This is a genomic window from Pedobacter sp. PF22-3 (assembly GCF_026239555.1).
Lineage (GTDB): Bacteria > Bacteroidota > Bacteroidia > Sphingobacteriales > Sphingobacteriaceae > Pedobacter.
Genome location: NZ_JAPIVP010000008.1, coordinates 145,113 through 166,709, shown reverse-complemented (window position 1 = coordinate 166,709; position 21,597 = coordinate 145,113). Strand labels below are relative to the sequence as shown.

Annotated in this window: 14 protein-coding genes; 5 read left to right on the top strand and 9 right to left on the bottom strand. The window is 38.6% G+C overall.

All coding sequences use genetic code 11. The annotated features are described in order from the left end of the window. Nucleotides 1-106: 106 nt before the first annotated feature. A complete protein-coding gene (locus OQX63_RS12365; RefSeq protein ID WP_265851179.1) occupies nt 107-1,732 on the top strand; it encodes an NADP-dependent glyceraldehyde-3-phosphate dehydrogenase in 1,626 nt (541 codons plus the stop codon). A 399-nt stretch (nt 1,733-2,131) separates the two neighbouring features. Here the strand turns inward: OQX63_RS12365 and OQX63_RS12360 are convergent, their stop codons facing one another. The 5 genes from OQX63_RS12360 to OQX63_RS12340 form a co-directional block, all read right to left on the bottom strand. Continuing rightward, on the bottom strand, nt 2,132-2,872 hold the full coding sequence (locus tag OQX63_RS12360) for a rhamnogalacturonan acetylesterase (protein ID WP_265851178.1): 741 nt from the start codon (nt 2,870-2,872) through the stop codon (nt 2,132-2,134). Between the two features lie 4 nt (nt 2,873-2,876). Continuing rightward, complete coding sequence (locus OQX63_RS12355) at nt 2,877-3,899, bottom strand: pectinesterase family protein (protein WP_265851177.1); 1,023 nt, start codon at nt 3,897-3,899, stop codon at nt 2,877-2,879. A gap of 237 nt (nt 3,900-4,136) precedes the next feature. Continuing rightward, on the bottom strand, nt 4,137-5,702 hold the full coding sequence (locus tag OQX63_RS12350) for a DUF4957 domain-containing protein (protein ID WP_265851176.1): 1,566 nt from the start codon (nt 5,700-5,702) through the stop codon (nt 4,137-4,139). A 10-nt stretch (nt 5,703-5,712) separates the two neighbouring features. Further along, on the bottom strand, nt 5,713-7,509 hold the full coding sequence (locus tag OQX63_RS12345) for a RagB/SusD family nutrient uptake outer membrane protein (RefSeq protein ID WP_265851175.1): 1,797 nt from the start codon (nt 7,507-7,509) through the stop codon (nt 5,713-5,715). A gap of 22 nt (nt 7,510-7,531) precedes the next feature. After that, on the bottom strand, nt 7,532-10,714 hold the full coding sequence (locus tag OQX63_RS12340; RefSeq protein ID WP_265851174.1) for a SusC/RagA family TonB-linked outer membrane protein: 3,183 nt from the start codon (nt 10,712-10,714) through the stop codon (nt 7,532-7,534). Between the two features lie 261 nt (nt 10,715-10,975). On the opposite strand from OQX63_RS12340, the gene OQX63_RS12335 reads away from it, so the two are divergent. After that, nucleotides 10,976-11,986, top strand: a complete 1,011-nt coding sequence (locus OQX63_RS12335; protein WP_265851173.1) for a LacI family DNA-binding transcriptional regulator — start codon at nt 10,976-10,978, stop codon at nt 11,984-11,986. A 205-nt stretch (nt 11,987-12,191) separates the two neighbouring features. After that, nucleotides 12,192-13,376, top strand: coding sequence for a class I SAM-dependent rRNA methyltransferase (locus tag OQX63_RS12330; protein ID WP_265851172.1), 1,185 nt, complete (start codon nt 12,192-12,194; stop codon nt 13,374-13,376). A 112-nt stretch (nt 13,377-13,488) separates the two neighbouring features. On the opposite strand, the gene OQX63_RS12325 is transcribed toward OQX63_RS12330, so the two are convergent. The 4 genes from OQX63_RS12325 to OQX63_RS12310 all read right to left on the bottom strand — a co-directional run bounded on the left by OQX63_RS12325 (nt 13,489) and on the right by OQX63_RS12310 (nt 18,568). After that, nucleotides 13,489-13,923 carry a carboxymuconolactone decarboxylase family protein gene (locus tag OQX63_RS12325; RefSeq protein WP_265851171.1) on the bottom strand — a complete coding sequence of 145 codons (435 nt, stop codon included), beginning with the start codon at nt 13,921-13,923 and terminating at the stop codon, nt 13,489-13,491. 341 nt (nt 13,924-14,264) lie between these two features. Further along, nucleotides 14,265-14,834: a Crp/Fnr family transcriptional regulator gene (locus OQX63_RS12320; RefSeq protein ID WP_265851170.1), complete on the bottom strand. Its 570-nt coding sequence runs from the start codon at nt 14,832-14,834 to the stop codon at nt 14,265-14,267. Between the two features lie 97 nt (nt 14,835-14,931). Next, entirely contained in the window at nt 14,932-15,705 is a 774-nt protein-coding gene (locus OQX63_RS12315) for a GLPGLI family protein (RefSeq protein ID WP_265851169.1), read from the bottom strand. A 52-nt stretch (nt 15,706-15,757) separates the two neighbouring features. Then, nucleotides 15,758-18,568 carry an outer membrane beta-barrel protein gene (locus OQX63_RS12310; RefSeq protein WP_265851168.1) on the bottom strand — a complete coding sequence of 937 codons (2,811 nt, stop codon included), beginning with the start codon at nt 18,566-18,568 and terminating at the stop codon, nt 15,758-15,760. 131 nt (nt 18,569-18,699) lie between these two features. Here OQX63_RS12310 and OQX63_RS12305 point away from each other — a divergent pair, with 131 nt between their 5' ends. Then, nucleotides 18,700-20,511 (top strand): DUF4153 domain-containing protein, encoded by a 1,812-nt coding sequence (locus OQX63_RS12305; protein ID WP_265851167.1) that lies wholly within the window; start codon nt 18,700-18,702, stop codon nt 20,509-20,511. Nucleotides 20,512-20,806: 295 nt separating this feature from the next. After that, on the top strand, nt 20,807-21,445 hold the full coding sequence (locus tag OQX63_RS12300) for a GIN domain-containing protein (RefSeq protein WP_265851166.1): 639 nt from the start codon (nt 20,807-20,809) through the stop codon (nt 21,443-21,445). Nucleotides 21,446-21,597 lie beyond the last annotated feature (152 nt).

Here is a 21,597-nt window from a genome sequence, read left to right as displayed (position 1 = left end):
ATTTAGGCAATATTATTGTGCCTAAATCTTTGATGCTTTTTATAAAACATTAATCTATACTTAAACTATAGATTTAACATTAATTTAACCTTAACAACAAATAAAATTGAGTACAACGCTAAACCTCGAAAGTATTTTCGTTGAAGAAAGCCAGATTCCAGATGAATTTAGGCTCAAGGAAGAAATCAATCAAAAGGAGTTTCTATCTAATGGAGAAATGAAACCGTGGAATGGACCATTTAATGAAGTGTATTCTCCGGTATGCATAAGAACCCCTGAAGGCTTAACGCGCAAGCGTATTGGTAGTTTCCCTGTTTGTACAGAGAAGGAGTCGACAGAAGCTTTAGATGCAGCCGTGGCCGCTTATGATAATGGTCGGGGGCAGTGGCCAACCATGAGTGTTGCCGACCGCATTGCCTGTGTAGAAAATTTTACCCATAAAATGGTTGAGCAAAAGGAAATTGTTGCCAAACTGATTATGTGGGAGATTGGAAAATCTTATGCCGATTCGGTTAAAGAATTTGACCGTACGGTTGAATATATCTATGCCACCATTGATGCGTTGAAAGATATCGATAGGCAGTCATCCCGTTTTGAAATAGAGCAGGGAATCGTGGCCCAGGTGAGACGTTCTCCGTTAGGGGTAGTACTTTGTATGGGGCCATTTAACTATCCGTTAAACGAGACTTTTACTACGCTTATCCCAGCTTTGATTATGGGCAATACGCTTTTATTCAAACCACCTAAGCACGGTACCTTATTGCATTATCCCTTACTGGAGGCTTTCCGTTCGAGTTTTCCTAAGGGTGTGGTGAATACCATTTATGGTCGTGGTAATACCATCGTTCCGGGATTGATGAAATCGGGAAAAATAAATGTGCTTACCTTAATTGGTTCAAGTAAGGTGGCCAACGAACTGAAAAAACTGCACCCTAAAGTAAACCGTTTAAGGGCAATTTTAGGTTTGGATGCAAAAAATGCGGCGATCATCACGAAAGATGCTGATCTTGACCTGGCGGTTTCTGAAACTGTACTGGGCTCACTTTCTTTTAACGGACAGCGTTGTACTGCCATTAAAATTGTTTATGTGCACCGCAGTTTAGCTCAGGAATTCTTAAAACGTTTGTCTGCAGAAGTAGAAAAACTAAAATTTGGCATGCCTTGGGAAAAAGGGGTAAACCTTACACCACTGCCAGAGCTGAACAAACCTGAGTATTTAAAAGAATGTATTGATGATGCCGTTTCACATGGTGCTAAAGTGATTAATAAAAATGGTGGACAAACGTTAGAAACTTTTGTTTATCCGGCCATTGTTTATCCGGTAAACGGAAATATGAAACTCTACCGGGAAGAACAGTTTGGCCCGATTGTTCCGGTTGTTCCATTTGATGACCTAGAAGAGCCTATTGAATATTTAATTGATTCGCCACATGGCCAGCAGGTCAGTATTTTCAGTAACAATGCTGCGGTAATTTCTTCGTTGATCGATCCTTTGGTTAATCAGGTAAGTAGGGTAAACATCAATTGCCAATGCCAACGTGGACCGGATGCGTTTCCTTTTACAGGCCGTAAAGACAGCGCTGAAGGGACACTTTCTGTAGTAGATGCATTGCGTTCGTTCTCTATCCGTTCTTTGGTAGCAACCAAATTTACAGATGATAATAAAAAGTTATTAAACGAAATTGTTAAAGGAGATGATTCGAACTTTTTAAGTACAAAGTATATTTTTTAAAAGATCAGTTTATAAAACCAAGCCGCAAAAACATGGATGTTAATCTGTGGGTTTGCGGCTTTTTGTTTTGCACTCAGTTCGTTATTTCTAGCGGAGTGCCATCGTAGGCGAGAAATCTATATCTGGCAGATCTCTCCGTTCCGCTGTGCTTCAGTCGAGGACGACCTTTCTATTGGAGTTTAATAGTCTTCTTTTGTAACGAGGATTAGCGAGATGCGCATTTGTAATGCGGTATTATGATGCTATTGGCGATAAAATCGCCATTCTCATGCATCCTCGTTTAAAACGAGGACGATGATCATGTTTATACGCCCAACGCTGCGTACTCAGTGAATTTCTCGGGGCACTCGGTGGTAAAAAAAGATCTTTCACTGCGTTCAGGATGACAGACTATATTTTTTACTTCAAACGTTTCGCTAAACTCAACTTCAACTCCTTAATCCCTTTCACAACCAATCCTGCAACCTGTTTAGCGCCCTCTGGACTTAAATGCGTATCATCTTTTTTGCCCATTGGATAATTTATATTTCCCGAATCAACATAATTGAATAATTTGATGGATGGTTTATCTCCCAGGCGGGTTAGTAAACTTTGGGTTTTTGCCAGCATATCAATTAATGGAACCTGAAGTGAGTCTGCCACCTGACGGGTAATGCGTGGATAATCGCCATGTGAATCTACTAACACGCCATTTTTGAAACTTCTGCGGGAGATGGGTGTGAGTAAAACCGGCAAAGCTTTTTTGCTTCTGGTTTCTATAACGTAGTTAATCAAGTTCATTTTGAAATCGGCCAACGAAACGCCAACGGCTGGTTTATCAACTTTCTCATCGTTATGTCCAAATTCGATAAAAACATAATCGCCGGGATTTAACTTTGCTAATATCGGGTCCCAGCGTTTTTCGGCCCTGAACGATTTGGTACTCCTGCCGTTCATTGCCCGGTTATCAACCGCAATATCGGTTTTAAAGTAAGACTGAAGTGCCATTCCCCAGCCTGTTTCGGGGTATGCTTTTTCTTCTTTATTGGCAGCAGTTGAATCGCCTATGATGTACAGCTTTGTTTTCTTTTGTACCGGGGCAAAAGAGCCTAAAATGGCTAAAACTCCAGCCGTAAAAATCTTAAGAAAATTTGTGCTCATTTTATTAATTTTTGATTGGATTCCATTGATCTATGCCGCCCAGAATGTTTTCTAAAGTGTAACTTTTTGCCTCTTTAGCCGTGAGTTGTTTTGCCCAGGGTAACCTCGTTTTAGGGGAGGCGCCATCACCATTATTTTTATACTCTGCGTAAAAAACAGTTAATTCCTTATCCGGGAACATCACGTCACCTTTCCATGGATTCCAGCCTTCAGGCAAAATATGCTTTCCCAGATTGCAGGTCATGAATACCGTTTTAGCATAAGGCCTCCATGGTCTGCCCAAATAAGCTTTTGTTACAGCTGGATCTGCTATGAGCTTACAATTTTGAAAAACAAATCCAAATTTCTGCTGTGCTGAAGTGGAGGCTGCCGTAACGTAAGAATCACTTAAACTTTTGATGGTACAATTTTGAAAGACCACTGTAGCCTTACCAAAAATAAAATCTGTAGTGCCTTCAATATAACAGTTTAAGTAGTACTGGCGGCTATTTTCAATTGCAGCATAAAGTGTATCCTGGTTACCCAGAAACCTACAGTGTTTCGCTATAAAACGATCGCCTTCTACATGCAAGGCAACAGCCTGGCCTACGCGACCTGCCGAATTGATGATACTTAGATTTTCGAAATGGCTATCATTACCCTGAACCAATACTGTAAAAGAGGTATAAGTGCTGAATGTAGTATGGCCAAAAGCATCCTTTCCTAGTGGATTGGCTTTACCCGAGTAATCAGCATTGGTGATAACGGTATTTTCGGCACTTTCGCCAATAAGTGTAATTTTGATTTTCCATGATGGAATAATTAACTTTTCTTTATAAATGCCGTTTTTGATATAAATTTTAACTTCCTGCTCGCCTAAATCGCGTACTGAATTTACGGCTTCCTGTATGGTTTTATAATTTCCATTTCCATCTTGAGCAACTATTATTTCTGAAGGATATTTTGTGCCTTGAGCGTGGAGGTAGAGAACAGAAAGAGCATAAAAAAATAGGAACGTGATAAATTTAAAATAAAATATTCTTTTCATTTTGGTCAGTTAAGATCTAAATTTAATTGTTAATTAACAACTCCTGAATTGTCATTATCCAAGAGTCGTCATCTCGAGTGAGTGCAACGTAGCCTAGAAATCTATTGAAGCAGATCTCTCCACTTCGCGATGCTCCGGTCGACATGACGATCCTTCATTTGGAAACTATTAAATACCGACCCTGCATAAATTTCAACAAAAAAGGCAGATAATTTATCTGCCCTTAAAATAAGTCTATTAGTTTATCCACCTTGGGTCGCCAATTCCGTTTGTTTTTAAATCCTGCTGACTGATGGTAAAATTACCTGTAGACGGTGATGTAAAACCAGGATTAAGCGTTGTAAATGTTCCGGCATCGTATTTAGCACCAGCAGTTGCACTACCCGAAATAAAAGTTGGGGCAGCGAAGTAGTTGTTAGCTGTAAAATTGGCCGCTACAATGTTTGTAGAGACCTGATTGGTTAAAATGCCGCCAGAATTAGCCACGATATTTTTTGAAAAGTAAATCTCGTGTTTGGCCAGTCGAACATAAAATAACCTGTTCGAAGCGCCATTACTAATTCCATTTAAGGTGTTGGTAGCAACAGTAATAACTGATGTTAGGGTAGGGAAATTGGTTGAACCTGCCGGGTCCATCCTAATAAAATCCCTGGCTAAAACAGAGGCATAAACTGTATTGTTGGTGAAATTTAATGTTTTGGCCAAGCCAGATCTAAAATCGATAAAATCTCCACCATTACATTCAATGTTGTTAATTATATTTCCTTTAAAAGTTACCGATTCGATAAGTGCTTTTAAGTTTACATAGAAAAGCCCTTTGGTATAATTTTTTACAATTGAGTTTTCTAGCACGAAATTGCCGTAAGCATTATCAGATGCTTCATCGTAGATAAAAGCTTGATTTCCATTTAATGAGCCGGTACCATCCAGTATCACATCTTTAACCGTTAAACCTGCATTAGCTTTTAGTCTAAGAACCATGCCGTTAATAATTGGCCTGTCAGTTGGTTTTGTGCCTCTTAAAGTGATAGATTTTGAGGCGATAACATCTGCATTAACGGTATAATTTCCTGGTGCAAGTCCAAAAACAGTTCCGGCAGTAGCATTTGCAATCAGTGCCGCCAGGTTATCTGATGGGCTCACCAGTGTTGCGCCTGTAAAATTATAAAGTGTGGTAAAAGTTGCTGTTCCCCTAACTTTCGCACCGGCCAGTAATCTTGCGGAGTAATCTGTTTCTCCAGTCAAGCCTGTTATGGTTGCTTCTCCGGCGGCAATTTCTGCAGCAGTAACGGTATGCGTAATATTTCCAGGTATTACGGTAATTGTTGTTGCTGCTTCGCCTGGTGTCCAGTTTAATACAACAGAAGTTGCTGTTAGTTTGGTTTGGTTTACCGTTTGGAAAATTTGCTCAGTATCTGTTTTCGCAGAAGTGCTTACCCATTTAGAATCTGCAACACCCTGTGCAACACCTTTTACCCTAATCGCATATTGCGTATCACCTATTAATCCAGTGATGGTGTAGGGTAATTGTGCTGCGGTAATGCTGGCAATTGATTTAACTGGCGTACCTGTAAAATCAGGATTATCGTATACCTCAATGGTATAAGAAGAGGCGTTTGGTACAGCATTCCATGTTAATTTAACTCCGGTTTTATTAACTATGGTTGCCGTTAAACCCGGGCTCGAAAAAACCCTGTCTACCTCTAGTTTAGTAATTTCTTCTAAGTTGTTTTTTTTACATGCCGATAAACAAACTGTCGCCATGAGCAAGAAGGTGTATGTATATCTATTAATCTTTTTCATAACCTCTGGTTTATAAGTTTAAAGGCTTATTGTTTAACATTCCGTTTGATGAATCTAAGAATACCTGCCATATTGGCCAATATTGCTGCAGGTTCGGATCTTTGGTATAAAGCGCATTCCAGTAAGATACTGTTTCTCCGGTTGTAACCATGGTCCAGGCTTTATTTGAAGTGTAGCCTAAAGCGAGGCCCTGCGCATCAGTATCTCCAAACTTTAGTCCATAAATTTCTACAGTTTCTCCATTAGTCGCTGTCCGGTAATAAATTTTGGCAGGTAGGGCGGCATATTTGCCTTGTCTGTTTTCTAATTGCTGTAATTTAGTTTTGGCTTCTGCCAGTTTTGTTCCCAGTAAATTCCAGCGGATCAGATCGCTTTTTCTTAACATTTCTCCTGTAAATTCCAGTGCCCTTTCATTTACAATTGCATCAAAAAAGGCCGATTTAGATGCGGTCGCCGTAGCCATAAAAGCCGTAACTTTAGCAGGTGCTGTAGGGAAGGCCCTGTCTCTGATCATTTTTAAATATGGCGCAGCTGCTGCCGGTCCATCAAGATCATTAACGGCTTCTGCAGCCATCAATACAACATCGGCATAACGCATATACATCCAGTTTAATCCATCATCATTGGTTGCAGTTACCCTTCTTTTCATCCATTCGTACCGATATTTGCCAAAATATAAACGACCAAGCGAGGAAGGGACCTGTATTGCTCCTTTTGTTCCATCACCACCGTCCCACTCATAAGGCACTACTGTTACGTCTCTACGAACATCATCATTATCATACTCGTATAACATAATTGGGTTCGGTCCATCGGTTCCGCCTTTGTTCTGACCAGTGTACTGGTCTGTTTTAATGTGTCTTATGCCCAAATCAAAAATTACACGGCCCCGGCCATCGCTAAATGGGATTTCCCACATCGACTCTAAACCAGCCGCACCGGCTTCCTCATTCAGTTTTCTAAAAACTTCTTCAAATCCAAGGAGCCTTAATTTGCCACTGTTAATAATCTCAATACACTCTTTTTTGGCAATGGCATACATTTTATCGTGTGATAGTTCCGGATCTGAACTTAATTTTGTTGTTCCATCCAGGCGCTGTGCGTAACCACCTGCGGCTAATGCCAAACGTGCCCTTAAGCCTTTTGCAAAAGCCTTATTTACCCGCTCTACTTTCGCTGTTGTGGTGTTCTCGCCAGGCCAAGGCAGGTAACCTGCAGCTTCATTTAAATCAGCCAGTAATTGTTTGTAAATTACATCACGGTCGCTTCTTGGCAGGTAAGCTGTTGCGCTACTAATAGGTTCAAAGCGTGCCGGCACGTCGCCCCAGCCTTTTATAAGGTCGTTGTATAAAACAGCTCTTAATGTTAAAATTTCACCAAGAATCTGCGCCATTGCGGGGTTACTTTCTATGTTGCCATAGGTTCTAATACCCTTTATGGCCAGGTTCGCCCTTTCAATACCTTCATAAAATTTAGCCCATGCATTATCTGTAGTGTTCATTTGGCTGTTGTTCACATTACAGTTGTAGTTAGATAGTTTTGCTTTGTCATCATCAACCGATTTCAAAGTGTTGTATACTTCAGTATCATTATTAAGCCCGTAGAATACTAAAAAACGGCCCCTGTAAGAATTGGTTTCTCCAAATGATTGAAGTATTCCCGCTATGGAGCCTTCAGCTAAACTTGGCGTAGAGAAAATTACAGACTCATCTAATGAAGATTTTGTTGGTGCATCTAACGTTTTTTTACAGCTACTCACAAATGTTATTCCTGCAATTACAAATAACGTATATATAACTTTTTTCATTTTCTTGAAATTGAATGGTCTTCTAAAAATTAACGTTTAGTCCGAATAAGTAAGATTTACTTCTTGGATAAGCAGAGTAATCAACGCCCGGTGTAAGCGGTGTATTCCGTCTGGTCGAAACCTCTGGATCGAAACCGGTATAATTGGTCCATAGCCACACGTTATAAGCAGAAGCATAAAACCTTAATTTTTTCATTTTTAGCTTGCGCGATATTTTTTCAGGCAAGGTATAACCTAGCGTAAGGGTTGATAACCTTAAAAATGAACCATCTTCTACAGCCCAATCGCTTAGTACAAAAGTTTTGGTATATGGCGACCATAAAGTGGTGTTTGTATTCATGGCCGTTAATTCGGCAGGATCGTTACTGATCGTTCCATCTGCCCTTAAATTTGTCCAGCGCTGTCCGCTTTCCATAACCGAAATCATGTTTCTTGAAGCGTATTTGCTGGTAGAGGTGTACTCGATTTTATTGGCATTATATACGTCGTTACCATAACTCCAGTTAAAGAAAGCACCAATATCAAAATTGTAAATTCTCGAATTAAGCGAGAAACCACCGGTGTTTAATGGGTTGGTATTACCGATGATAGACCGGTCTGATAAGTCAATTTTTCCATCTCCGGAAATGTCTTCGATTTTCATTGTGCCCGGGCGTACCGTGCCAACAAATGAAGTCGCATCAACTACGCCTGGCTTTAATGTCCATTTGCCACTTGTAGCATTATAGCCGGTAAAATCAGATACTTCGTACCTGCCGGCACTTTTATATCCGTAAATACGGCCAATTGATGCTCCTTCTTCTACCAGATAATCTACGCCAACTTCTGTTGAAGCCCATCCCGAGGTACCGTTGATGTTTTTAACCGAGCCTAAAGAAATCACCTTGTTGCGGTTAAAGCTGATGTTTGCATTGACTGTTAGGTCGAAATTCTTTTCTTTTATCGCGTTCCAGTTCAATGAAAATTCCAAGCCTTTATTCTGTGTTTGGCCCAGGTTACGGTACTGTGCATCATAGCCTGTACCTCCAACAGGGAATAAGATCAAGAGGTCTTTCGTTTTATTTAAGTAGGCATCGATTGTACCCGTAACTTTCGAGTTAAATAAAGCAAAATCCAGACCGATGTTTCTCGTAATCGTTGTTTCCCACTTTAAATCGGGGTTTGCCATGATTTTCGATGCCGCCCAGTAGTTGTTGAAACCATTTATCCAGGTGGTGTTATAATTTTGGAATGATTGGGTTATTTGTCCCGGAGGGATATTGTTGTTACCTGCGGCACCATAACTTCCCCTTAACTTTAGATCCGTTAACCAGGATTTTGTATCGTTCATGAAGTCTTCCTGAGAGATTCTCCAGCCGGCCGAAACCGATGGAAAATAACCCCAGTGGTTTACGGCAGAGAATTTAGAAGAACCATCGGCCCTAAATGTTGCACTTAACAGGTATTTACCTTTATAATCATAATTGGCCCTACCAAAAAAAGAGAATAATTTATCATCGGGTAAAAAATTGTTATCTATTATGGAAGCTTTACCCTGTGTGGTTAATACCCTGGTTTGGTCGAATGTAAATGTTTTTGGAAAGCCATGCACTTCAGTAGTTAAGGTGTTCTGCTCCGTTTTTAGAAATTCCTGTCCTAATAAAACATTTAGGTTATGGCTTTTGCCAAGGATTTTACTAAAGCTATAATTAAGTGTATTCGTATTCCTAAAACTATTTCTGGTGGTATTCATGGAGTTGAGTGTAGGCAGGTTAGGATAATCAGCCAGGTTTTTTACATAGTACGTTGTAATACCGTAAAAGCGATCCTGATCATTCCTAAATCCATCGTAACCTACTTCAGACCGAAGTTTTAAATTATCAATGATTTCGTAAGTTGCTGCTGCGTTAACATTATAGGTTTTACGGTGCGCATACTGGTTGTTATCAGAAATGGCTACCAAAGGATTATATAGGTTAAATTCATCATTGGTATCTGTTGATGCGGTTAGCCCTGGTACCGGAAACGATGGGTATAAGATGGCATACTTCAGTCGTGAATCTGCAGATGACTTTTCATTTTGCTCATTGGTACCACCGCCATTTGTTTTAGTATCAGCATAGCGAAACCCAAAATCTAATGTCAAAGCATCGTACAATTTATGATTCAGCTTGAAATTGATATTTTGTCTCTTAAAATCAGACATTTGCATAATGGCCTTATCGGTAACAAAGCTATGGCTTAGGCTGTATTTGGTTTTGTCGCTTCCACCGGTAATGCTTAAATTCTGGTTAAAGGTTGCTCCGGTACGTCCGAATACCAAATCCTGCCAATTATTTTCAGCAATATTATCATATAAATCTATATCCTGGTAATTCCCGAAATATTGCGTGTAATCTGTTAATGAACCATCTAATAATGCGCGTTCGTATTGCCAGTGCACATAATCAGAAGCAGATAAAACATCCAGTTTTCTAGCTAATTTTCTGGTTCCCCCGAAAACATTATAGGTAATATTGGTTTTTCCGTCTTTACTGTTTTTAGTGGTAACCAGTATCACACCATTAGCTCCTCTTGAGCCGTAAATGGCTGTTGATGACGCATCCTTTAATACATCAATTGATTCGATATCTTGCGGTGCAATGTCCGCTATAGAAGTTACAGGAAAGCCATCAACAATATAAAGTGGCGAATTGTCGCCCGTAATAGATCCGCCTCCTCTTACCCTCACATTAATTTGTGCATCTGGCGAACCTTCTGAAGTTGAAATATTAATACCAGCTACGCGTCCTTGTATGGCTTCAAGCGCAGAAGAAACAGGAGCGGCGGCAATTACATCAGCACCTACCGATGAAACTGCTCCGGTGAGGTCTTTCTTGCGTACAGTTCCATAACCCACATTTACGGTAACTTCTTGCAAAGTATTGGCATCTTCTTCTAAAATTACATCTGTCTTTGATTGGCTGCCAACGGAAATGGTACGGGTTTTATAACCGATGTAGGTAAATACCAAAATGGCATCTTTAGCAGGCACCATTATTTTGTAAACACCATTGGCATCTGTGCTTGCTCCTATCTTCGAATCTTTAACGGTTACGCTAACGCCAACCAAGGATTGTCCTGTAGTTTTATCCTTTACCGTTCCGGTAACCTGCCTGCTTTGTGCATGTACTATGGAAGATCCAAAAAAAGAGAAAAATGCTAAAAAGAGTAGAACTCTGCTCATAGTTTATTTATTTGAAGTTATTTGGTTATTTAAGGTGCTGCAATCGCTTGCATGTAGAATATAATTCTTTTTCGAGATGTTATAGTTGTTTTATATTTGGTTACATTGGGTTAACAATTTTACAAACTAAAAAGCAATTGAAATCAGATTTAACTAAAAAAGTGTGCAAACGTTCCCAAAAACGTTACATTAACGTTTATTAATGTTGTGGTGTAAATCCACCTTAAGAGATATTTTTTGTAACTTGTACGCAATACGAACATGAGATTTGAAACATCTACCATTAAGGATATTGCTAAAGCACTCGGACTGTCTACATCTACGGTTTCCAGAGCTTTAAGAGACCGTTACGAAATAAGTGAAGAGACTAAAAAACTGGTTTTGGCCTATGCCGAAAAGGTTAATTACCGCGCCAATCCTATTGCCCGTAGCTTAAAAGAACGCCGGAGTTATTCTATCGGCATTATTGTGAGCGAAATTGCCAACAACTTTTTTTCGCAGGTGATCAATGGCATCGAATCAATCGCTTATGATAAAGATTATCATGTGATTATTTCTCAAAGTCACGAATCATACAAGCAGGAAAAACTAAACGTAGAACACCTGGCATCGCGTTCTATTGATGGTTTGCTGATTGCTTTATCATCTGAAACGCAGGATATTGATTATCTAAGGCAATTGTATGCTAAAGGTTTACCCATAGTATTTTTTGATCGCGTGCCTGTGGATTTTGAAACCCATAAAGTAATTGCCAATAACTTTAAGGGCTCGTTTGATGCCACAGAACACCTTATACTGTCAGGAAAAAGAATTATCGCCCATTTAACGAATTCTGAAAACCTCTCCATAACGAAAGAAAGATTGGCAGGTTATACAGCCGCTTTAGCTAAATATCATATCGAATTTAGACCCGAACTGGTGAAATATTGCCAGCATGGCGGGATGCATAACGCAGAACTGGAGCAAGCGGTGAAAGAACTTTTACCGCTTGCTCCTGACGGGATTTTTATTTCAAGCGACCGCTTAACTACAGGCTGTATTATGGCACTAAAGAAAACCAATCCTGAGGTGGCGCGTAAACTTGCAATTGCAGGTTTTACCAATTCCAACCTGGTCGATTTATTTTCGCCATCCCTAACTTCAGTGAAGCAGCCTGCATTTGAAATGGGTCAGGTAGCTACCGAATTATTAATTTCAATGATTGAGGCTAAAAGGCCAATAACCGAATTCGAAACCAGGGTTTTAGATACGGAGCTGGTGAATAAGCGGTAAGCGCCAGGCGGTTGGCAATTTTTGCAAAGCGTTGAGTATTCTGCGCAGAGCGTTCTGCGGTACAGGGCTGGTCTACAGCACTCCAAAATCCCTCCTCTCAACTCCAAACTTATTATCTTTCGCTAAGCGCCGAACGTTACACCCATAAATCTTACATCGTCCATATTACATTTAACATTATCCCTCTTTTAATTACCTTTGCAGGATGGTAGAAATCATATTAAAAAAGGGCAAAGAAAAAGCGGCATTACAAAGACACCCATGGGTATTTTCTGGAGCATTGGAAAAAATTAAAGGAAAACCCGAAGATGGTGATGTTGTAAAAGTTTTTGCTTTCGATCATGAATTTCTGGCCTATGGATATTTCAACAGCAATTCGCGTGTTGCCGTTCGCTTGTTAGAATGGGACGAAACGCAGGCCATTGATAGTAGCTGGTACCAGAACCGTTTAAAACAAGCCATTGCTTCGCGTCAATTTATTTTAAACGAAGAGACCAATACTTGTCGTTTGGTTTTTAGTGAAGCCGATTTTCTGCCAGGCTTAATTGTTGACCAATATGCCGATTTCCTTTCGTTGCAGATTTTAAGCTCTGGAATAGAGAAAGTAAAAGCAGAGCTTGTAGAAATTTTAAAAACTGAATTAAATCCAAAAGGAATATTCGATAAAAGTGATGCTACCGCGCGTACCCACGAGGGTTTACCAATTGAGAATGGATTACTTTGGGGAGAAAATCCACCAGAATTTTTAGAGGTAAAAGAGAACGGGATTATATATCATATCAATATTGCAGAAGGACAAAAATCAGGTTTTTACTGCGACCAACGCGATAACCGAAGTATTTTAGCCAGTTACACAAAAGGTAAAAAGGTTTTGGACTGTTTTAGCTATAGTGGTGGTTTTAGCTTGAATAGCTTAGCGAATGATGCTGCAAGTGTTACCAGTGTAGATAGTTCAGGTTTAGCTGTTGAAACCTTGAAGCAAAACGTAATTTTGAACCAATTTGATGGCAATAAAGTAACAGCCATCCAGTCGGATGTGAACAAACAACTCAGGGCATTTAAAGAAGCTGGTGAATTGTTTGATGTAATTGTGCTTGATCCACCTAAATATGCCCCGTCTCGTTCGGCATTAGATCGCGCAGCAAGGGCTTATAAAGATTTAAACCGTTTAGGTATGCTTTTGCTGGAAAAAGGTGGGCTTTTGGCAACTTTCTCTTGTTCTGGTGCCGTTGATATCGAAACTTTTAAACAGATTATTGCCTGGGCAGCGCTTGATGCCGGTAAGGAAGTCCAGATTATTAAACAATTCTGCCAACCGGAAGATCATCCGGTAAGGATTTCTTTTCCTGAAGGAGAATACTTAAAGGGATTGTTATTAAGGGTGCTGTAAATTTGGCCCTTTAGTGTTCAACTTTAAACCACAAAGACACAAAGTACCAGGTTATTTTAAACATTAACCAGGTGTTATCGTGTCTTTGTGATAAACTGAAAGAGGAATCTAATTATCCAACCATCACTTTAGCGGTAATGGCTAACCTGTTCCAGGCATTTATGGTCACTATTGCCATGATAATTTGCGCTAATTCCTGCTCGTTAAAAAAGCTTGCCGCTTTTTGGTAGGTCGCATCAGAAACATGGTGACTGATTAAGGTTACTTCTTCTGTTAAAGCCAAAACAGCTTCTTCTTGTGCCGTAAACATGGTTGTTTCTCTCCAGGCATTTAATAAATACAAACGTTGTTCGGTTTCGCCTATCTTACGGGAATCAGTTGCGTGCATATTTAAACAAAATGCACAGCCGTTAATTTGTGAGGCACGCATTTTAATCAATTCTAAAAGAATCGGATCTAGTTTACTGGTTGATAAATATTTCTCTAAACCATACATGGCCTGGTAAGCTGCAGGTTCTACTTTTGGGATATCAATTCTACTTTCCATTTTATTTGTTTTTGATTACGATGTAAAGTTCAGTATCCCGATCCTGAAAAAACTTAATGTAGTTTAAGAAATGAATTTTCTAACTGTAAAGGCACAGAGACTTTCGTAAAGTGCACTAAGTAGGGTTAAAAGTCCTGTTAGTTCGCCATTTAATTTTACTCGAAAAATTTATCCGATTCGTCATTTCGTGCGGTGTTGAGAAATCGATGGGTAATTTATTTAATAACAGAACTTACAGATTTCTCCATTCCGCTTCGCTCCAGTCGAAATGACGAAAATCAATAAGCCCAACGCTGCGTGCTTCGCGGTTCTTTCTCTGCGGACTTTGCGGTTAACAACCACTATTTCTTTGCCCTGATCTTACTTAAAAATTCTGGTGTAAAGCCAAGATAAGAAGCCAGCATATACTGGGGCACGCGTTGTACAAACTCGGGAAATAACTGATTAAAATGGTGGTATCTTTCTTCTGCTGTTTGGCTATAGAGGAATTTTATCCTTCTTTGCGATGCCTGATGGTTTTTTTGGAGAATCAATCTAAAATACCGTTCCAGCTTTGGCAATTTATAGAACATTTCATCGTAATGATGGTTTTCAATCGCGATCACTTCAGTCGGCTCCGCCGCCTGTATGTAAAATTCAGAATGCTCCTGAAAAAGAAAGCTGGTTAGATCGGTAATCCACCAGTTTTCAATAGCAAATTGAGTGGTCTGTTCGGCACCTTTTATATCGATGAAATATAGCCTAAGGCAGCCTTTTACTACAAAATAATTTGCCCTGCAGGTCTGCCCCTGTTCCAGTAAAAAGCCCTTCTTTTTAACAGATAAAGATTGGAGAAAGGGTGCAAGAATTTCCTGTTCATCGGTACTCCAATCTATAAATTTATTAATGTGTTCAAAAAGTGCGCTACCCATTGCTGATTATTTACCAGACGAAAATAATGATAAGCATTAGGATTTAACTGAAATTTTTGGGCCTAGTTTAAAAGTATAGGCAAAAGCTATAAGTTGCTTACATATCTGCGGCTTTTAAAATATCGTTTGCATAATTGCCCCAGTCTTTTAAAGCGCTTTTTAAAATATCGCTTAACTGTTTTTTATTAACAGGCTTTCCTTTAGCTGGTATTTTAAGCTTTTCATTAGCTATTTCTACATCCTTTACCGCAGTGGCGAACCAGGTAATATGTTCACGGGGCAATGCCACACCCAATATCATGCCAGGCAACCCATTAAAGGTTTCTGGCCCGCCCGATACGGGAATACTTTCTGCATAAAAAGCGACCACATAGATTGAATCCATTATCAAAGCATTTGCCCTACGGCAATCGTAACCAGCAATGGTTCTAAATTCGTCTGTTATTTTCCAGTTTATCTTCCGGATAGAATCTTTAACCAGGTACGTTTCTTCGTAAACTGATTTTTGATTGATGCTCGTGCCCGACTTTAAATTCGTTAATATAATGTTGTTTTGTTTAGCAGATGCAAAATTACTGGCCCAAGTGTTAGTCGTGCTTTCATCAGCAAGTGGATTAAAGAAAGTTTGGTCGTTTTTAAAAATAAGCTCACTTTTTAAAGTTTTAAACTGTGGGTTATTTTTTTGGTACTGTTCTAGGGCTTGTGCACTCCAAAAATTGTCAGGGTAACGCTTTACCTGATCTTTAAGCAGCGCGTATATATTTATTTTTTTTTCAAATTCAACAATACCCTGGTGTACAAACCGGGCATTTTGTGCCATTGCGTAATTTATAGTGCAAATGAGCGTGAGTATAGCGTGTTTTAGTTTCATTTAAATTTTCTAAAAGATCTGTTTTATACTGTTTCTTTGATAGCTATGCAAATTATTTTTGAGGTGTTCCTCCACCCATTTTGTTAAAATCCCAAACTAAAGAGAACATAAAATATCTGCTGATATTGTTGTAATTGGTTTGGGTAATCATATTTGAATAAGCATATCGCCTGAAGCCGCGATTTTGGTTAAACAGATCATTTCCCCTGATGGTGAACTTTAAATCTTCTTTTTTAAAGAAAGATTTTGTAACCGAAGCATTGATGATTACCTGTTCAAAACTGGTATCGAATGCCTGCGATTTAGGTGTATAGGTATATTCGCCATCGGCCTGGAGTTTGATTTTCTTTGGCAGATTAAAACTCATGCTTCCCCAGCCCTGTAAGCCCCATCCTTTATTAGATCGGTCTTTTTGTAAAGAAGCTACCTGTGAATTGTAACTTGGACCAAAACTTAGAGAGATTTCACTTTTATCTTTATATCTGCTAATATCCAAAGAGGGACTAAAACGGGTACTGATAACCTGATTTAATTCTACCCCTTTACTGAACTGACTTTTTACATAATTATAACTGGTATTACCTCCTGCGTTTAAACTTAAGCCAACTTCTGTATCAAACAAAAATTTCAGTTTTTTACTAATACTACTGTAAATATTATAATTAATAGGTGTTTTATCTGACAGATTAACTGACCTGGCAATTGTTTTTCCTGAGGTATCGGTTTCTGTGTTGCTCACAATAGCTTTATTTACGAAGCCGAAATTACCACTTATATATATTGATCGTTGACTTAGCACTTTATAAGAATTATAGCTTGCACTAAAGCGGCTATTAAATGATGGTGCAAGGTCAGGGTTACCTAATGGTTGATACAGTGGATTATCATTTACTTTTACAGGTTGCAATTGGTTCACTGTAGGTTGATTGGTGTTTCCGTTATAGCTAATACGTAAAGATTTTTGGGCAGAGAATTTATATAGGTAGCTGGCCTGTGGCAACCAGTTAACAAAGCTTCTTTTATAACGCTGACCGGAAAGCTGTTCCAGCTGATCGAAATTTACAGCGCTTACCTTACTCCCAAAACTAAGGGTTGTTTTAGGTTTTTTATAATTAAGGATTGCTCCAGCCTGATTAATGTATTGTGTAGCTTTAAAATCATTGCTAAATTCTTTATCTAATACATCGTAATTTCCTGGTGCCGATTGATTGAAGGATTTACGGTCAGAACGACTGTCGTTAAGGCTAAATCCATAATTTAAAACCAATGCCAACGATTTGCTCAATGGCTCGTTGTAAGTTACATTGGTATTTAAAACGGAATTGTGCGTGTTGTTTGTTTTAAACTGATCGGTTAAATCGCCTCCATTTTTTACACCTGTTTCGTTAAAGTACTGCACATCCGAATATAAAAAGCCTTTGCTATTGATCTGATTGATCATTTGGCTAATGCTCACTGAAAAATTGCGCCCCGGTTTTTTAAGCTTTTTGGTATAAAATGCAGAAATATTAAAATTTTGCTCTTTACCATCATTGCTGTTCTTCTGATCATTGTTATTTAACTTAGAGCCGTCTCCTCTTAAACCCTCACTTTTTAAGCTAGAAGTGTTGTCGCTGTTTTTAAGCATTCCATCAACCGATACCTTTAAATTACTTGTGGTATCTAACTTAATGGTATAAATAGCATCTAGTTTTTGCCTAAATACATTCCGGTCAGAATTTTCGTCGGTAGTGGTATTGATAATCCCGTCTGGCAAATTATTTTGGCTGATGGTATTTTTAGTCGTTTTAATGCCTAAAGCTCCAAGTTTGTAATTGGTGTTAATGGTTTCTTTGTCGCTGTTCCATTTATTATCATAATGTGCACCACCCGTTATGGCCCTGGGAACACCCTCCCCGTAATAACTGCCGCTTTCCAAATCGTCCCCACCGCCATAGCTAAACCACATGCTTCCATCATCACCCATTTGCATATTATCATTACCTGCACCGAGTTTGTTATTGTCCTGCCAACTTAATCCTGTTGTACCGTTATTACCAGCTGTACCATAAACAGAAAACTTCTGTTTCACTTTAAAGCGATTGAACAATACCTGTCCCTTATAAAAATCGCGATTGCCATAACCAGCATCAACTTTACCGAAATAACCGCTTTTTTTATCTTCTTTTAGTTTAATATTGATAGTCTGTGTTTTCTGTCCATCATCTACCCCGGTAAATGCGGCCTGATCACTTGATTTTTCATAAAGTTGTACCTTATCTACCATATCTGCCCTTAAATTTTTGGTAACCAGGGTGGGGTCATCACCAAAAAACTCTTCACCATCAACCAGTACTTTTGGTACAGTTTTACCTTGTGCGGTTATCTTTCCATCTTTATCTACCTGAATACCGGGTAGTTTCTTTAACAGGTCTTCTACCTTATCATTCGGTTGGATGTTATAACTTGAAGCATTGAATTCTGTAGTGTCGCCCTTAATTTTAATGGCTGCCTTTTCTCCCTTGATAATAACATCGGCTAGTATTTTGGCCATCCCGGTAAGATTGATTTTACCATAATCTTTAACTTGTGTAGTAGAATCGAGCATAAAATGATCTACAAAATCGGCATACTTGGGGTAGCAAACCAATAAGATAAATTTCCCGTTTTTTATTCCGGTAAGCTCGAATGAACCATTTTCTGCTACCCGGGTAAATTTTACCAAAGTAGAATCTTTTGCATTTAAAACGGCAATAGATGCTCCGGATAAAAGCGTTGTAGATGCAGTATCAATTGTTCTGCCCTTGATGGTATGAAGATGCTGTGCTTTGGAATATGTGGAGATAAAAATGAAAAGGCATAGCGAGAGTAACAGGCGTTTCATAGATAGGATTTGGTTTTACTTACCGAATATAAACTAATAAATTAGTTTTTTATGGGGTTTAACCTTTTTTAACAAAAAATTATTCTTTACGCAGGGTATAAAAAAATCTATCTTTATTTAAAAAAAACCGGATGAAATTACCTTCTCTTCAACAGCTTTATTATGGTTTTACCAGCGTAATAAAGCGTTTTCCGTTACAGTTTATGTTTGCAGTTGCTGCAACTATTTGCTGGTGTTATTACATCCACATTTCAGATTACCGATCTTATCCGCAACAAAATGAAAAACTTGAAAGTCAACTGATAAAAGCGATCGCTATTTTAAACCTGGCACTTACGCTTGTATTGGCACTCGATTTAATTTCAGAAAGGAACCAATATTTACCGATACGAAAATGGCTGTTGCGTTTGGGCGGTATCCTGGTTTGTGCAGTGCTGTATTTCAGCCTTGATCCGGTGAACTATACGGGGGATCTTTATCGAATTTTTCTATTCGCCTTTGCTTTTCATTTGCTTGTGGCATTTGCCCCATTTATCGGCCATGAAAAAATGAATGGTTTTTGGCAGTTTAATAAAGCGCTTTTTTTAAGGTTCCTCACTTCTGCACTCTATTCGGCCGTGTTATATGCAGGTTTAGCAATTGCTTTGGTTGCCATTAACGGGCTGTTTAATGCAGATATCAGGTGGCCAACTTACATGACCTTGTTTGCCATCATCAGCGCCGGATTTAGTACGATATTTTTTTTGGCTGGAGTCCCTATCGATTATAAACTTTTGGAGGAAGAACAAGGCTACCCTAAAGGCCTTAAAATATTTGCACAGTTTGTGCTAATTCCGCTTGTAACCATCTACCTGGCAATCTTACTGATTTACGAACTTAAAATCGCAATACAATGGCAATTGCCTAAAGGACTGGTATCTAGTTTGATTTTAGGCTATTCCGTATTTGGCATTTTATCATTGCTGTTGGTTTACCCGGTTAAAGAAACAGCAGGTAATAGTTGGATTAAATTATTTTCGAGATTCTTTTATGTCATGCTTATTCCTCTAATCGTGCTTTTATTATTGGCCGTGTGGAAAAGGGTTGGTCATTACGGTATTACCGAAAGCAGGTATATTTTAACCGCGCTAGCACTATGGCTGGCGGGTATAACCATTTATTTCCTCTTCAGTAAAAAACAGAATATAAAAGTTATCCCAATAAGTTTATGCATCATTGCGCTCTTAGCTACTTATGGCCCGCAGAGTGCATTTTCGGTTTCTAAGTTCTCACAGTTGAGCCGTTTAAAAAGGATCATGAAAAGCCAGAAGAAAGAGGATATGAAAGAACGTCCAGCAGTAATCAGGTATCTGGTTTACACCCATGGATTAAAAACTTTACAGTCTTTTACTAAAAGAGACCTGAGCAAAATAGAGCAGAAAATCGATACCTCTGATATTTACCGTTATAGTATGAAAGAAAAAAAAGTAGATACTGCTTTAGCTATTTTTAAGGTTAGGGATGAAAGAAAATACGATGAGGGTATAAATATTAAACTTCTGAACGACGAAAACCAGGTTTTGAATGTTAAGGGCTATGATTATCTCATCCCAATCGATAAATACCCCAACGAAAATGTGATACGCCTTAATGGTGCAGATCTTAAAATAGAGAGAAACAACCTCAACGTCTCACTATCAATTAACAATCAGTCGTTATTACATATCAATTTTAAAGTGCTGTTCGATCAGGCAGTAAAAGACTACCAAAAAGGAGCATTAAAGGCTATTGATAAAAAACAGGCGTACCTCTATCCGGCAAAGCTCATGACTGTTTCTAAAAATATTAACGGGTACCAATACACCATTGTGCTTACCACATTAGAAAGTACTTATTACGAAGATAATCGTGACGATTATTTTTGGAACGAGACAACTACTTATCTGCTTATTAAAAAACTTTAAGCTAAATTTTATTCCAGGAGGTCGGGTTTTAATTAATCCGGCCTTTTTTTGTTCGTCGATGCTTACAAAATATGCTGGATTTCGTATAGGTTAATTCGGCGTTGGTCTATAAATAAAAGTGCATGGTATAATAGCCCATAACTGGCTGAAACGTTTTTGCTATACCGCAGTCTTAATTACAAAACCGCCTAATAATTAGGGATTTAAAATAAAGATTTATAAACATAAAATATTAAGATCATGAACCTCCACTTGTGGAAGCTTCATGACAACTAAAAAACAAATAAGAAAGATCATGAAAAACTCTATCAAAAATTTATTCGCAGCAGCATTAGTAATGGTTACTTTAAGCAGCGTAACAGTTGTAGCAAATGCAACAGAAAATAATGCCTATTATACTGCATTAACAAAAGTTAAAAACATCAGCAAAATTGTAGTATCAGGAAACGTGAAACTGATCCTTGTTCAGGATGCCAAAGAAAGTGTTGAGGTATATGATCAGTATTACACCAAAAATGCCCTGGTGCAACAGCAGGGGGAAGAGCTCAGAATCAGCTCTTTTGATAAAAATACATTAACCGTAATTGCCCATGTAAATAACTTGACGGCTATTGAAGCTTCAAATACTGCAAATGTAATTACAGCAGGAAATTTTAACCTGTTAAATCTAAGTATCGTTTTAAATGATGAGGCATCGGCAAATATTAAAACCAATACCGTTAGTTTATCAACAAACATTAAAGATGGTGCATCCTTAAAATTAGAAGGGACTACCGATTTACACCAAGCTGTAAGGGGTATAGCATCCAAAATAGATGTAGCTGGTTTTACAGCTCAGGAAAGTAATATCAGATTAACCGGAAAATCACTTTTAGCAAATAACAAGTCTCGTTATGATGACATACAGGTTTCTTTATTAGAAAAACTATTCTAACTCTATCATATATTTACTTTAAAAGCGCTATTTTAGATTTAGCGCTTTTTTGTTTTAAAAGATGGTCATTATTTGTAACGAGGATAGTTGAGCGCTGCATTTTTAATGCAGATAAGAAACGAGTTGGTCGGGATTTCAAATCCCGACCAACA